Origin of the sequence: Glycomyces amatae, from assembly GCF_020991375.1 — a bacterium.
Classification (GTDB): domain Bacteria; phylum Actinomycetota; class Actinomycetes; order Mycobacteriales; family Micromonosporaceae; genus Glycomyces; species Glycomyces amatae.
Window position 1 is genome coordinate 442,149 of the sequence record NZ_JAJLQZ010000003.1, and the last position, 15,237, is coordinate 457,385.

Here is a 15,237-nt window from a genome sequence, read left to right on the forward strand (position 1 = left end):
ATTACATTGCTCATCGATCGCAAAGGAGAAGGTATGGAAGGCACCGATTATGTACACCAGGATCGACAAACCCAAGAACCCCAAGGCAACGATGGCATAAACCATATGCCGTATCGGCCCTCCCCGGCGGTGCGCTGTTGCGGTCACGACTACCACAATCGTGCCCACCGCAATCCATACCGGGAGGAGCAAGAACAAAACTAGCAAACATCGCCTCCGTTGACGTAAATCCTCTGTAATCTAGTTTTCATCATCGATTTCCGGGATATGCTTCTCAGTCGATCCTCCGGTCATATTGAGATCAAATTCTCCCGGCAGATCACCATCATGCTCTACCGCGTAGATGAGATCCTCCTGAATATCTTCAAGATCGCTCTCATATTCCCATGGCGTAGAGCCGAACACAGAGGCCCAACCACTTCGGGCATCAATCCCAAGCCGAACTCCCGCATTGTTATTGATCAGATCAATAGACGACTCTCGCTGCCCCCAGAGGTCCCCCTCACTTGTCGCATCCATTTCATGGCGAACCCCGAGCTCCTGTGCAACGTCATAGTTCATACCGGCGGCAGTCAGAGAGGCAAACCAGTATGCATGACGGAAGGCATTTCGCTGAGACTTATCCCAACCTCGTTCGACAGCGAGCTCTTCAGTCAGATCACGGGAGTTCTCAGCTACTTCTTTCGCGAAATAACAGTATTCCTTGTATGTTGCGCACCAATCCAGCTCATATCGGCCCACTCGGTCATTATACGGTGCCTCACCTGCGATCTCTTCTGCCAGATCATGGGCATCGTTCACTGCCTGTTCGTTCTCAAATTCTGATCCATCGCATAGCGCGCACTCGTCTCCCGAGCCATTGGAATCCCCATCATCAGAGCCGCCACCATTTCCAGGCTTGGGCTTCGGCGCCGACTTAGTAGTAGTCTTTGCCTTGCCCGCCTTCTTCAGCCCGGTAGGGTCACTAAAGGTAATCGGGCTGTTATCGGAATAAGAATAACCGTTGAGCTGTTGCGCCTCTGCGAAGTCAGCGATGGGATCAACCGAGAGGAAGCGACCGATGGCAGGGTTGTAATCCCGCGCACGGATATGAGTATAACCCGTGGGATCAATAGTGCCCTTGACATAACCGTTCTGACCCAGCCATTCCGAGTTGCCGTCAGCTGCGGTTGTAGCGGTGGCGAGATTATTGCCGTAGGGGTCGGAGTACCGGCGGGTGACTTCACCTGTGAAGCAGTCGAAGGCCGTAGTGCCGGTACCGTTATGGTCTGAAATCTGGATCTGGGCGATGTCACCGGCTTTTTCCGTACGGTGGGCGTCGCCGGGCAGGTCAATGGCACGTGTCGACGATACGCTTCCGGCGGTCTTGCTGAGGGTGATCTCCACGCCGTGAACATACAGGGTGGCCTCGCTGGCCGTGGCGCGCATGATCCGGGTGCCGTCGGCATCATAGAAGAACTCGATGGCGCCGTCGGCCACGTCGCCTGAGACCGCTCCGGTGCTGCTGAGTGCGGCGCCGGTCGTCGTGATCGTCTCTACCTTGCCGTTGGCGTCCCAGGTGATGTCCTGCGAGAAGCCGGTGGTCGAGGTGACCCCGGTGGTGTTGCCGAGTTCGTCGTACTCGAAGGCGGTCGACTCGCCGCTGCCGTCGGAGACGGTTTCGAGCGTGTGAGCCGTCTGGGTGCCGTACGTGTAGGTCCAGCTCCGGTCGGCACCGGAACCGGTCGTGTCGTGATCGGTCATACCGGTGCGGTTGCCCGCGGCGTCGAAGGTGTAGGACTGCCAATACGCCGCCGCGCCTTCGACACCGGTCGTTTCAGGACCGCCTTCGCACGCACCCGCGTCGGTTCCCGGGGCCGCGGTCGTCCACGCCTCGGTCAGGCGCCGCAGGCCGTCGTAGCCGTAGCATTCCGCCTGGCGTTCCATGCCTTCGGCGTTGGCGGAGTCGATGGCCGAGAGGATGTTGCCCGCATCGTCGTAGTCGTAGGTGACGTTGGACAGCGAGCCAGCACGGCCGAGCGCCTCGGTCCAGGTCTGGTCGAGGCGGTTGGCCTCTCCGTAGACCCAGGTCTGCTGCACCGTCGCGGCCGCGGTCGGGTACTGCGCCGAGGCGATCTGCCCTTCCGGCTTGTACGAGATGTTGTTCGCGTACGTGCCGTCGATGCCGTCGACCTTGGTGATGCGGCCCAGCAGGTCGCGGGTGTAGAGGACCGCCTCGGAGTCGAGTCCGCCGAACGCGTCCCAGCTGCGGCCCTTCGTGGTCCCGTCGATGTTGTAGGCGGTGGTCGCCTGGTACACGCCCTCGAGGCTGCCGGCGGCGGTCCCGGAGATCGTGTACTTCGTGCCGAGGGACTGGTAGTCCCAGTTGCGGCCGAGGTGGCCGACGGTGATCTTCAGGCCGTCCTCGTACGAGACCGATCCGGTCTCGTAGCCCTTGGACTGGGTGTCCCAGGTGCGCTTGGTGAGCTGGACGCCGCCGTTGGCCGTGCCGGCAGGCCCGTCCCAGGTCTCGATGACGCGGGAGAGGCTGTCGTACACCGTGGTGACGGTCTGCCCGCGGTCGTCGGTGGTGCTGGTGAGGTTCCCGAGGACGTCGTAGGTGTAGTCGGTCTCCCCGGTGTCGGGATCGACCGCCTTGGTCTTGCGGCCCCGCTGGTCGTACGTGAACGACCAGGTGTTGAGGTCGAAGTCGGTGACGGTCTTCAGTTCCCCTGCGGCCGTGTAGGCGTAAGTGGTGGCCTGGAAGTCCCCGGTCGGTTCGCTGCCGAGGTACTGGCGCAGCTCGGTGTTCTGCCCGCGGGCGTCGGTGAAGGTGGTGGTCGCCGTGCCGCCTTCGGGAGCGCTGGTGCTGGTCCGGTCGGCCCAGTACGAGCTCTCGGTGCGCCACAGCTCCGAGCCGGCCTCGGCGGTGATGGTCGCGGTCGCGCGGCCGAGGTCGTCGTATTCGGAGATGGTGCTCATGTCGGTCTGGCCGATGTCCACCACCTGCAGCGTCCCGGAGGGGACGCCGGAGGCGTAGTAGACGTCGTTCGTCTGGGCGGTGCGGCCGAGCTCGTCGTAGATCGTGTCGGTGATCAGCCTACCGCCGGACGGGCCGGTGGCCTGGGTCTGGCGCGGGCGCAGCAGTCCGTCGTAGATCTGGACCGACTTGGTGTAGGTCTCCCGGTCTTCTCGGAGCTGCTCGGTGGTCACCGCGATCGGGGCGGTGTCGGAGATCGAGTAGGTGTAGCGCTGGTAGGGCAGGGCCCCGGTGGCGTTCGGGTTCTGGATCGGGATCCAGACCTCGGTGACTCGGCCGAGCGCGTCGTATCGGAGCGTCGTGGCCTGGCTGTTCGCGTCCGTGGTGGTCGTGGGGAGGTGCCGTGCCGAGTCGAACGAGGTGGTGACGGCGTGGCCCAGGACGTTGGTGACCTTCTGCGCGGTGTTGCGCAGGGCGGTGTCGGTGTAGGTCGTGGTCGTCAGGACGTTCGCCGCGTCCTTGACGGTGAGCACACGGCCGTAGCCGTCGTACGTCGTCGTGGCCGTCGTGACGTACGAAGCCGTAGTGCCGTTGTGGGAGGCGAGCTCCTGCGAGGTGGTGGCCAGCCCGTCCGTGGGAGCCGCGCCATAGGCACCGTAGTCGTAGAACGTCCGCATGTCGGAGACGACCTGGGTGGCGCGGTTCGGTTGGTCCTCGCACTTGACCGCGACGGTCTCGACCCGCTTGACGTAGTCGATCAAGTGGGCCGTGGTGTTCCGCGCGTATTCGTACGTGGTGCAGCGGTTGTCGGCGCTGGTGGAGCCGTCGCCGAAGTCGTCCATGGAGGTGATCAGGCCGTACGCGGTGTCGTAGTCGGCATCGGAGCTGGTGCGCCGCCAAGTGCCGTCGGCCTTGAGGGTGTCGGTGCGGGTGGTGTTGTCGCGCACGAACGCCGCCTCCAGGTCGCCCCAGGAGTGGTCGTCCGTGGCGGTCACATGCCGCCAGTAGTCGGAGGAGGTCTTGGCGACGACCTGGCCGTCGTCATACGTGATCGCGTCGAGGACGGAACCGGAGAGTTGGTCGTAGTCGGTGTGCGTATAGCCGAGGGCGTCGGTGAGGGTGACGTCGCGGGTCCCGCCGTTACCGTCGTCGTCACCGTGCATGCCCTGGTAGTACTTCGTGACGCTCTTGGTCTCGAGGGTCGTGTTCGGGGCTCCGGTCACGGTGACCGTGCTGTAGCCGTGCCAGTCCGCCCAGGTGAAGGTGTCCTCGTCGCCGATGCCCTTGTACTGGGTCATGCGCCAGGCCGGGTTGGCGTAGGCGTAGCGGGTGACCTGGTCGAGGCTCTCCGCGGTGCGGTCGGAGACCGTCACCTCGGTGACCACGTACTTGTTGAACCAGTCGGTGATGTCGTCGTCGTAAGAACCGGGCTGCCAGATCACGGGGAAGCAGCGGCGCTCGTTGGACTTCGGAGTCGGCGTGTCGCCGGGCGTGCAGTCGGATCCTTCGTAGACGACGTCGATGGCGCCGCCAGTGTCGGTGTAGACGGTCGCCATGCGCGGTCGGATGAGCGGGGAGATGGAGTCGCCGATCTCGTCGACTCGGTTCTCCTTCTGGACCGGCAGGAACGTGGTGGAGGGCAGGGTGATCGGGATCGTGCCGGTGCGGCCGGTCCGGGTGATCGAGTCGAGCCACAGGGTCCGGGTGGTGTCGCCGTTGTCGACGAACGAGTGCGTCAGCGCCCAGGAGTCGACCGGGACGTGGGTCGTGCCGTTCCACGTCTGCGTCGTGATTCCGGTGAGACGCTTGCGGGTCCAGAACGTCGGCGACGACTGCGTCGCCTCGCATTCGGTGTCGGCCTTGCAATTGCGGTCCCATGGGACGTCCGGCCAGTTGACGGCCGTGTCCTCGTCGAGCGCCGAGGCCGAGCAGTCGATGCTCGAGTCGAGTTCAAGGCAGCGTTCCGCGGTCGTGAACACGACCTTGGCGGGAGCCGTCGCGTAAGCGTCGGCCGAGCGCAGCCCGTACTGGATGGACTTGAGGTAGCCGCCGCGGGTGTAGGCGTCGCCGTTCACGTCGGTGTCGCCGTGCCGGGCGTAGTAGTTGGTCTCCTTGCCGTAGTAGTACGACATGGCCGCGCCGGTCGGGTCGACGACGTAGTCGAGGTTCCACCGCCAGGCCTGGTCGCAGTAGGCGTCCTCGAAGGTTGCGTCGTAGCACTCGTCACCCGAGTCGTCGCCGAAGACCGGGACGGTCCACGTCGAGTTCGTGGCGGTGTCGCCCGAGTCGTAGCCGGGAAGGTGGTGGCGTCCGAAGAAGTACTGGGTGCCGTCGGTGGTGGTGACCTTCCAGTACTCGCCGTCGTCGTCACCGTTGTCAGCGCCGGTGAGGCGCTCGACCTTGGAGCCGTCGTCACCGGAGATGCGCCAGGTGCCGCCGTCCTTGACCAGGTCGCCCGAGGAGCCGCCTAGAACGATCGAGGCGTTGTCCCACGCCCAGCACTGGTCCCCCGCGCCGGGTTCGGTCTCCGATGCCCCGTCGTCCTTGCAGGACTGGTAGGACCGCTCGATGTAGCCCGGCTCGTAGGTGAAGCCCTCGCCGATCCAGGAGCCCTGGTTGTTCGTCGCCGACGTGCGTCCGTCGGAGGACTGCGAGGAGTAGGAGAGCGTGATATCTGGAGCGAGGTCGCCGATGACCGGGGGGACCTCGATGCCGTACGACCACTGGAAGGCGCCCGAGGAGCCGCCGTGGGTCCACTCGGAGGACGGGGCGAGCGCGGTCGCCGAGAAGTCGCCGCCGGCCGAGGCGTCGGTCGCGGCGAGCGCGACCACGGAGGTCGCCGTGTCCGAGTCGGTCCGGGCCTGCTCGGTCGTCGCCGTCATGCCGTGGCCGTTCACCGCTCCGGCGAGGCCGGCGCCGCCGGAGCGGCCTTCGTCAGTATCGACGGTGAAGGTCAGCGTCCGCGTCTCGGAGTCGTTGAACGCCCGGGTCTCCTCAGCACTGGCAGCGCAGTCGTCACCACTGCCCTCTGCGCACTCGGGCAGTGTCCAGGCGGACAGGCGGGAGCCGTAGCCGCCGCCGTAATATCCGGCCATGGAGTCGTACCCGACTTCGATCTCTACCTCGCCACCGTCGGCGGCGACCGCGAGCAGCACTCCCGCGATCCCCGCCGCGTCGGCCTCCGCTTCGGGGAGGACGCCGATCTCGACCTGGTCGGGACTGTCCTGGTCGACCTTGGCGACCGTCACCGGAAGTCCGCCCACGGTCGCCGATGCCGAGCCCTCAGCCAGGTCGAGCACAATGGTGTCGGCCTCGGGCCAAGCGGCCTCCACCGGCTCCTCGACCGCGAGCTCGTTGCCCTCCCGCTCCTCGACTTCGCCGTCACGGCCCTCTGCCGCGTCGTCATAGCCCGGGGCCTCGGGGACCGATGCCGTGTAGGGCAGCGGCATTCCCGCCATCACGAGGCCGGCCAGGAGGGCCAGCCCGGAGACGGCGACGGTGAACTTCCGCCGGGCAGCGGCGGCGTGTTCGGCGGGCAGAAGCGAATTGAGGTGCAGTGACGGCATGTTCGGCTTCTTCTCTTCTCGCGCAAGGGGTGGGAGGGGCGGCGTCAGATCTCGGAGTGCTCGTCGAACGGGAAGGTCAGCTGGGCGGCCACCACCGGGTGGAGTACGCCCGAATAGGTGCGCACCTCGTCCACCGCGCCGGCGAAGTAGTCGAGATAACCGCTGGCGTCCGTGGCGACTTCGCCGAAACCGCGGCCGATCTGCAGACTGCCGGTCGCCGTCCACGCCGTCGTTGCGAGTCCTGTCAGCGGATCCGAGGGGACGCCGTTGACGTACAGGCGCGCCTCGCCGGTGATGCCGTCGAAGACCACGACGATCGCCTGGCCCTGGGATTCGGCCGTCGGCTGCACGCTGCTGGTCACCGACTGGACCGCCGCATCGCGCTCGTCCGCTCCGGTCATGCGCAGTTCCCACAGACCGCTGTCAGCGTCGTAGCCGACCTCGATCGCCGAGTTCCGCGTGCCGGGGATCGACAGAAGCGTCATCGATTGGGTCGGGACCGCGGTGTCCAGGCGGACACGGGCCGCCAGGGAGAACGATCGGGCGGTGTCGACGTTCGGCGTGGACACCGAGGCGTAGTCGTCCGCGCCGTCGAGGACGAGGTGCCCGGTGCCGTTGAGCGCGGGCAGATCCAGGTCCGGGTCGGTCGGGCTGTAGATCGAGGCTCCGTTCCCGAGGACGGCCGGGAGGCCGTCGTCGAAATCAGGGCTGCTGACCCCGTCGTCGCCGACGCCGTTGAACTGCCAGTAACCGCTGCGGAGCGCGGCCTGGTAACCGAGTTCGAGCGCTTCGTCAGGCGACACCACCCGGTCGAAGACTCGCACGTCGGCGATCGCGCCGTCGAAGTGATCGGCCCAGGCACCCCCGGCGTTGGCGCGTCCGATCTGGACTGTTCCGTCGCCCCACCACGCGGATTGACGCGCGGACGAGTCGGTGGCGACGCCGTTGATGTAGAGGGTCATCTGGTCGGTGAAGTCGTTCCAGACGCCGACGAGGTGGACCCATTCCGTCCGGTTCGTCACGGTCACCTGGCCCCCGGTGACCTCCCATGCACTGAAGGCGCCCATGGCCATGTCGGGCATCGACAGCACCCATGTGCCCGAGGTCGACGAGATAGACCGGTAGCCGAGGGTCATGCCGGCTTCGCCGAGACCGCCGTCGATGGAGGCGACAACACCGTCGCTGGCGAGATCGTCGACTTGGGCCCACGCCGCGATCGCGACGCCCTCACCGGTGGAGGCGATGCCGTAGGCGGGGGTCGTGATGTACGCGTCGGCGGAGCCGTCGAACGATGCCGCGGGCGCGGCGCCGGGCCCGTCGGCCGCGAACGTCACTCCCAGGCCTGGGGTGCCGGTGTTGGCGCCGGTGGAGTTCGCCGCCTCAGTCGATCCGGCGGCGTCACCGAGGCTCCAGGCTCCGACGGCTCCGGTCTCGGAGACGAGGAAGCTGTACGAGGTGCCGGCCGTCCAACCCGCGGCGTCGACAGCCGTGATGTTCGCCGTGTGGCGCCCGGGCGCCATCGGCATGTACGTCACGGTCGCCGGGTCCGACATCGCCGCCAGTGTGATCGTCTGCGGTCCGGTGTCGTCCTGGTCGAAGTCCACTGTGTAGGCGACCACGTCGGCCGCCGCCGAGTCAACGGTCAGCGAACCGATCTCGCCGACCATAGGACTGGGCGTGTCGCCGGCGGGGAGGTCGGTGGAGGACACGGTCGGCGGACTGGGTTTGCTCGTGTCGTAGATGAAACGGCAGCGTGTCGGATTGCCGGACGAGGACCAGGAGGAGTACGACGTGCCGTCGTAGGCGCGAACCTCCCAGCGGACCTCAGTCCCCGAGGCGATCGCGGGGAATCCACTGAGCGTCTCGAGGTTGATCTGCGCTTCGAGTCCGGACGCTTTCGCGGAGGTCAGTGGGGCCTTGAACAGCACATTGTTGTTCTTGTCGGTGAACCAGAACTCGCCGCGGAGCTGGTCCTTGTCTGCGTCGGTCAGCGCCGCGTACACGATCGGGAGCGTCGGCGTGTACGAGGTCGCGTCGATGGTCCACTGGCAAGTGCCCGCCGAGGAGCGCAGGTCGTCCATCGCCGGCTGGTTGGGCGGGGTGTTGTAGGTGACCCGCAGGTGCCCATTGTTGCAGAACCGCATCCAGTGGGTCGAATCCGACTCGTTGTCGTTGCGCACCCCGAACGTCAGTGACGAGGTACCCTTCGACGCCGCGTTGGCGACCTCGGTCTTCACGTCCCACTCGGTGGCGTGGTCGGCCGAGTAGTCGCAGTCGCCGCCGGAGGGGGCGGGGGTGTTCGCCGAATCGACCATCGAACCCGAGGGTTGGTTGTTCCAATTCGTCGAGGAGGAGATGCCGCCGGTCAGGTACAGGTCGGCATAGTGGGCCTTGTTCTCGCCGTAGTAGTTGTGGCGCAGTGTCGCCGCGAATGTCGCCTCGACGATGACCTTGCGGCTGTAGGCGGAGGTGGGAACCCTGAAGAAGATTCGCTTCTTCTCGCACAGCGCTCCCGGGGCGGAGAACGCGGAGCAGTTCCCGACGCCTTGGTCGCCGCTCCATTTCCAGTACTCGGTACTGGAGTACGCCGATGCCACCATCGCCCACGCCGTGCGCGAAGCGCTGCGGTAGACCGGGTCGATGTAGACGGGGTAGACCGTGTCGGCCCCGGTGAGCAGCGCTTCGTCCGGCACCAGGTCGACCGAGTCGACGTCGGCCGTCGCCTCGACATCGGCCTGGGCGCCGACCTGCTCGGCGACCTCGGCTGCCAGATCGGCGTCGTCGGGGTCGGCCGCGGCCAGGGCGGGGTCGGAGGCAAAGGCTTCGGCGACACCGCTGGAGTCCCACATGGACGGCGTGTCGGCCTCAAGCCACAGGTCGTCGGTGGTCTCGTCCGTGATGGCCAGACCGCCGTGGGCGTTCGTCTCCACCACGGCGCCGTCGAGGGTCACCGGCCACTCGATGGCTGCCAGTTCAGGGTTCTCCGCGGCCTCGGCGGTCTTCACCACCAGGGTGTGCGTGAAGCCGTCTTCGAGCGCGGTCACCCGCAGGTCCACGTCCGTCAGCACCTCCGCATAGGTGGCGGTGTCGCCTTCGATCGTGGGCTCCGGCAGGTCCCCGTCCCAGTCCAGGGTCATTGTGTGGTCGTTCTTCACGAGGGTCACCATCGGCTCGTCCCCGCCTGAGGAGAACGCCAGCTGGACTGTCGCGGCCTTCGGCGCGATGGTGCCGTTCTCGTCGACTTCGAGAGTCGGATCGATGTCCGCCCATTCGCCGTCGATCATGGTGCGAACCGGCAGGACGTACTCCGTGGCGGTGAAGGTCCCGTCCGGGTTCGCCACCACGTCGCGAGTCTCCGAGCGCAGGTTGAGCGCTTCGACGCCCTCACCCGACGCGGCGGCTTCGGCGAGCGCCTCCGCTTCCGAGTACGCCACGCCGTCGGTGGCGGTGGTCTCCTCTTGGGCTTCGGCGACGGGGACGTCGTCCTTGTTCCAGGGCCAGGTGGACAGTCCCGCGGTCAGCACCAGGGTGAGGGCGCCAGTGCCGGCGATCGTCCAGAGCCGGCGGGGTGTCGAGGGATACATCGGCTTCCTTGCGGTCGAGGGGTCCGGGGAACTGGTGTTCGCTGTGGTACTCATGCCAGGGACGCTCCGAACGAGGCGGTATCAGCGGCGGTGAGGCCGAAGTCCTCTGGGGTATGGGCCAGGATCGGGTCGGTGCCACCGGCGACGATGTTGTCCCAGGGCACTCCGTAGACCGCGGGGTCGGTTTCACTGCGGACGGTGACCCACAGGTGCGTCTGCGTGGCGTGCAGGACCGAGCCGAGCCGGCCGCCTTCGGCCAACACAATGCCAGCGGCCTCGAGCGCGGCCCGCACCGAGTCGCCGCCCTCGGCTTCGGCTTCGGTCATGGAGAACAAGCTCGCCTCACCGACCTCGTGCATCCCAGCGGCCTCGTCGTCCTCGCCGGGCGCTCCAGCGGCCATCAGCAGCGTGTCGGTGCTCGTGTTCTGGCCCGGGGTGCGGTTGACCATCGCCACCGCCGTTCCGAACGCGTCCCCCGGTTCAGCGGTGTCGTCAGGGTTCTTATCGAGGTCCTGGGTGAGGTTCTTGTACTCGGAGACGCCGGCACCCGGCGACCACATGGCCATCGACAATCCCGCGGACATGTTCGGACCGATCGCCTCGCCCGGAGCCCCGACCGCGATCATCATCCGCACGAGGTGCCGGTGGTGGGGGTGTAGTCGACCATGTCGAGCGAGAACCCGTACATGTCGCCGTTCTCCCGCGCACCGGAGATCCCGTCCGTGCCCTGATCCCACGCCACGATCAACGGCGGGGTCGCCTCGGATTCGGCATGCGCGAACAGGTGCACAGTGCCCACATACGCGTGACCATCGAGTCCCTCACCCGGCCCACCGATAGCGAACCCCGACGCTGACGCCGCGACCGCATAGCCGTACAGGTCACCGGTCTCACTGTCTCCGGGCACGCCATCGGTGTCCTGATGAACCGCCTTCGCCCAAGTCGGGGTGATGTAGAGCACCATTCCACTCTGCTCACCGGCATTGACCCCTTCACCGGGAGACCCCGCCACCAGAAACGGCATGCCATCGATACTGGTGCCCGCCGCCAGCGACCACCCGAACCGGTCGCCGGCCTCGTTGGCCCAACCGCCGAGGCTGTTCTGCGCCCACGTCTCCGCGTTGGCGGTATCCAGACCCGCCGAGGAACCGGGAATGAACACCACCACACCGGCTTCGGCAACCGTGTTGTTCGACCACTTCTCAAACGGCGCACCGATGAACAGGTCTGTGCAGCCGTCGCCGTTCCAATCGGTCGTGGCCATCGCGAACCCGAACCGCTCGCCCGCACCGTTGTCGTTGTCGGGGATGTGGTTCTGCGTGATCGTCTGCGTACCGCCGTCGCCGTAGGCAATGTGCACCCAGCCCGCGCGGACTTGGCCGTTCACCGTCGCGTCGGGGTCGCCGATCGCCAGATCGGCTACGCCATCCCCGTCGAAATCCGAGTCGGTTCCGGGAGTGCACGCTTGCGCATGGGCGGGCGCCGACACGGCGACCAGCCCGGTGAGCGCGAACCCGGTCGCGCACACCAGGGCCAGCATCCGCTGTCGCCGGGGACGGTCAGGTCGGAAGGAGCGGGCTCGCATGCTGGGGTCGCTTTCGGATGCTCGCGGGGACTGGTGCAGACGGTGTCGTCGGGTCAGTTTCATGCCAGGGAAGCTCCGAACGAGGCGGTATCGGCGGCGGTGAGGCCGAAGTCGACGGGGGTGCGGGTCAGGACCGGATCGGTACCGCCGGCGACGATGTTGTCCCAGGGCACTCCGTAGACCGCGGGGTCGGTTTCACTGCGGACGGTGACCCACAGGTGCGTCCGCGTGGTGTGCAGGACCGAGCCGATCGCGTTGCCGTCGGTGAGGTCGAGGCCCGCGTCCTCAAGCAGCCCGCGGACCGGGTCGCCACCGCTGGTCTCGGCCTCGACCATCGAGAACAGGCCGATCTCGCCCACATTCGTGAGACCGCTGTCGTCCTCGCCCGGCGCGCCGGCGGCCATCAGGAGCGTGTCAGTACTGGTGTTCTGGTTCGGCGTGCGGTTGACCATCGCCACCGTCGCGCCGAACATGTCGCCGGGTTCGGTGGAGTCGCCGGGGTTCTTGTCCACGTCCTGGCTGATGTTCTTGTACTGGGTGACTCCGGCCCCGGACGACCAGAGGGCCATCGACAGCCCCGAGGAGGTGTCCGAGCCGATCGCCTCGCCCGGTGCGCCGACCGCGATCATCATCCTCGGGGCGCCGCCTCCCGTGCTGATGTAGTCGACGATGTCGAGCGAGTAGCCGTACATGTCGCCGTCCTCGTAAACGCCGCTGATCCCGGTCGACGCCTGCCCCCAGGCGCTCAACTGGGGAGGACTCGAGGCGGCGTCGTCGTGGTCGATGAGGAACACCGTGCCGACGTCGTGGATGGTCCCGGTGCCGTACTCGGCGTCCTCGCCGGGGACCCCGACGACGAACCCCGAGGCCGAGGCCGCCACCGAGTAGCCGAACATGTCCCCCGGCTCCACGCTGTCGGAGAAGCCCGCCGAGTTCTGGTCGAAACGGGCCGCACCGCCCGGGCGCACGTAGATCCCCCGCCCGATGTCCTCCAGCACCTCGCCTTCGGCGTTGGTGGTGTCCTCGCCGGGAACGCCGATCACCAGGAACGGCTCCCCCTCGGTGTCGAGCCCGGCGGCCAGGTCCCAGCCGAAGCGGTCGCCGGCTTCGTGGTAGTCCTCGCCCAGGGTCGTCTGGCTCCAGTTCCGGGCCAGCGACGTGTCCAGTCCCGCCGGGGAACCGGGGATGTAGACCACGAGCCCGGCCTCGAACAGGGTGTTGTTCGACCAGTTCTCGAACGGGACCCCGATGAACAGGTCGGTGCAGCCGTCACCGTTCCAGTCGACCGTGTCCATGGCGTACCCGAACCGCTCACCTGCACCGTTGTCGTTGTCGGGGATGTCGCCCGCATCGATGGTCAGCGTCGTGCCGTCGCCGTAGGCGATGTGCACGCGCCCGGCCCGCGCCTGTCCCGAGACGGTCGCGTCCGGGTCGCCGATCGCCAGGTCGCTCGCGCCGTCGCCGTCGAAGTCCGACTCGGTGCCCGCCGTGCACGCCTGGGCCGCCGCCGGTGAGGAGGCGCTCACCATGCTGATCACGGTGAGCAGTGTCAGGATGACGGTGCGAACGATCAAGCGGCCCGCACGTCGGCGCCTTCGCGGCTGCGACGTGGGTAGGGCCGGTTCGTAGGGGTTCGCGGGGGCTGGGCGAGGGTTCATGCGCGAGCTTTCAGTTGTCGAGGGGTCCCACCGGAGGCGAGCGGGACGCCACGGAAAGTTATCGAACCGATTTCGGCCCGTCAAGCGCGACTCTTGGCCCACATCCCTCAATAAAGGACATTTCACGGAAGGCCGCGGGAGCGGAACACAATCACGCTCCCATATGACAGCCTGTCCACAATGCGACAACCGCAGGTGAGCACCAGTGCCCACTTCGGCGGCAGCGATGGCCTCTGCGAATGGTCACGATTTCGCATCAACACCCCTCGGGGCGAGGTCACGCCTCCCGGGCGGGGTCCGATCTCGGGCGAAAGATTATATAGCGACATAGCAATACCTCGACTTATCGACAGGCGGACGGGATGGGACCCTGGACTGCGCCGCGTCGTCCGCATCGAACTCGCCGAGGCGTATCGTTCGCCTCCGCGACCATCGCTGGAGCGGACATTCCGGCTCAATATTGATTTCCTTCGATGCAATTGGCTATCGTGGACATTCCCGTGTTGGCAAGCGCCTTCATGGGTCTCGTACCGGCACCATCGAGAGAGTGGACCCTCACATGACCACTGACCGATCGCTCACCGCCACGCGCGCAGCGCGCGGTCGCGCGCCCCGGCGCTGGGGCCGCAAGGCCGCCCTCGCGTTCGCGGCGCTCACCGCCGCCGCGGCGGCGGCCGCCGTCCTCGGCGCGGCCCCGGCCTCCGCCCAGACCGCCACCATCACCGTCGCCACCGGCGGGGACGACGCCAACCCCGGCACCGTCGCGGCCCCGCTCGAGACCATCCAGGCCGCCGTCGACCGGGCCGTCCCCGGCACCGTCATCCAGATCCGCGGCGGCACCTACGCCCCGAGCACCAATGTCCAGATCAACTCCGACGGCACCGCCGCCGCACCGATCACCATGCGCCCCTATGGGAGCGAGAAGGTGGTCATCGACGGCGAGAACATGCCCCACACCCCCGGCGCCGTCGACTCCTCGATCCCCCGCGCCGACCGCGGCGCCCTCCACGTCGAAGGCGACCACTGGCGCTTCGAGCGCCTCGAGATCATCCACGGGCCCTACGCGATCTTCGCGCTCGACTCGAACCACAACGTCTACGACCGCCTCGTCACCCGCGACAACTACGAGTCCGGCCTCCACATCCAGGGCGCCTCCTCGAACAACCGCATCGTGAACCTCGACTCCTACAACAACGTCGACCCGCGCAAGAACGGCGAGAGCGCCGACGGCCTGGCGATCAAGGAGGGCTCGGGCACCGGCAACACCGTCATCGGCGCGCGCCTGTGGAGCAACGCCGACGACGGCTTCGACGCCTGGGAGTTCCTCTCCCCCATCCGCATCGAGGACTCGGTGGCCTACGGCAACGGCTACAACCACTGGGACCTCCCGGACTACTCCGGCGACGGCAACGGCTTCAAGATGGGCGGCGGCGATGAGGACCTGCCCGCGGCCCACGTGGTCGTGAACTCCATGGCCTGGAAGAACTCCGCCCACGGCTTCACCGACAACGGCAACCCCGGCTCGCTCCAGATCAGCCGCTCCACGGCGTGGAAGAACACGAAGACGGGCTTCGACTTCGACTCCTCGGCCTCGCAGCTGACCGCGAACCTCGCGGTCGGCAACGCCGCCCCGGCCGCCCTCGGCGACTCGACCGGCTCGGGCAACTCCTGGGACGTCGAGTCGAGCTGGAAGGACGCCGACCTGAAGAGCACGAGCACCTCGGCCATAACCGGCGCCCGCACCTGCGACGGCTCGATCCCCTTCACGACCTTCCTGGTCCCCGAGAACTACCCGAACCTCGGCGCGACCTTCGCCTGAGCCCCCGCCGCCGCGGGGGGGGGGGCCCCCCCCCCCGGCGGGGGCCCCCCCCCCCCCGAGGGTTTG

6 protein-coding genes are annotated in these 15,237 nt (G+C 67.0%); 1 reads left to right on the forward strand and 5 read right to left on the reverse strand.

Features of this window, described 5'->3' with window-relative positions:
- Positions 1-240: 240 nt before the first annotated feature.
- From LO763_RS07195 to LO763_RS07215, 5 genes are all read right to left on the reverse strand, one after another.
- Positions 241-6,525, reverse strand: a complete 6,285-nt coding sequence (locus LO763_RS07195) for an RHS repeat domain-containing protein (protein ID WP_230601281.1) — start codon at positions 6,523-6,525, stop codon at positions 241-243.
- Positions 6,526-6,569: 44 nt separating this feature from the next.
- The gene (locus LO763_RS07200) at positions 6,570-10,109 is read right to left on the reverse strand and encodes a LamG domain-containing protein (protein WP_230601282.1); all 3,540 of its coding nucleotides are present in this window, start codon (positions 10,107-10,109) and stop codon (positions 6,570-6,572) included.
- A gap of 50 nt (positions 10,110-10,159) precedes the next feature.
- The gene (locus LO763_RS07205) at positions 10,160-10,738 is read right to left on the reverse strand and encodes a hypothetical protein (RefSeq protein WP_230601283.1); all 579 of its coding nucleotides are present in this window, start codon (positions 10,736-10,738) and stop codon (positions 10,160-10,162) included.
- Complete coding sequence (locus LO763_RS07210; protein ID WP_230601284.1) at positions 10,735-11,649, reverse strand: VCBS repeat-containing protein; 915 nt, start codon at positions 11,647-11,649, stop codon at positions 10,735-10,737. The genes LO763_RS07205 and LO763_RS07210 overlap by 4 nt, the downstream gene beginning before the upstream one ends.
- A gap of 104 nt (positions 11,650-11,753) precedes the next feature.
- The gene (locus tag LO763_RS07215) at positions 11,754-13,268 is read right to left on the reverse strand and encodes a VCBS repeat-containing protein (RefSeq protein ID WP_230601285.1); all 1,515 of its coding nucleotides are present in this window, start codon (positions 13,266-13,268) and stop codon (positions 11,754-11,756) included.
- A gap of 643 nt (positions 13,269-13,911) precedes the next feature.
- Here LO763_RS07215 and LO763_RS07220 point away from each other — a divergent pair.
- Positions 13,912-15,171 carry a right-handed parallel beta-helix repeat-containing protein gene (locus LO763_RS07220; RefSeq protein WP_230601286.1) on the forward strand — a complete coding sequence of 420 codons (1,260 nt, stop codon included), beginning with the start codon at positions 13,912-13,914 and terminating at the stop codon, positions 15,169-15,171.
- Positions 15,172-15,237 lie beyond the last annotated feature (66 nt).

Excerpts from the sequence above, each read along its gene's own strand:
- LO763_RS07200 (WP_230601282.1), bottom strand. The coding sequence starts at position 10,109 with ATGTATCCCTCGACACCCCGCCGGCTCTGGACGATCGCCGGCACTGGC.
- LO763_RS07210 (WP_230601284.1), bottom strand. The coding sequence starts at position 11,649 with ATGCTGGCCCTGGTGTGCGCGACCGGGTTCGCGCTCACCGGGCTGGTC.
- LO763_RS07195 (WP_230601281.1), bottom strand. The coding sequence starts at position 6,525 with ATGCCGTCACTGCACCTCAATTCGCTTCTGCCCGCCGAACACGCCGCC.
- LO763_RS07205 (WP_230601283.1), bottom strand. The coding sequence starts at position 10,738 with ATGATGATCGCGGTCGGGGCTCCGGGCGAGGCGATCGGTCCGAACATG.
- LO763_RS07220 (WP_230601286.1), top strand. The coding sequence starts at position 13,912 with ATGACCACTGACCGATCGCTCACCGCCACGCGCGCAGCGCGCGGTCGC.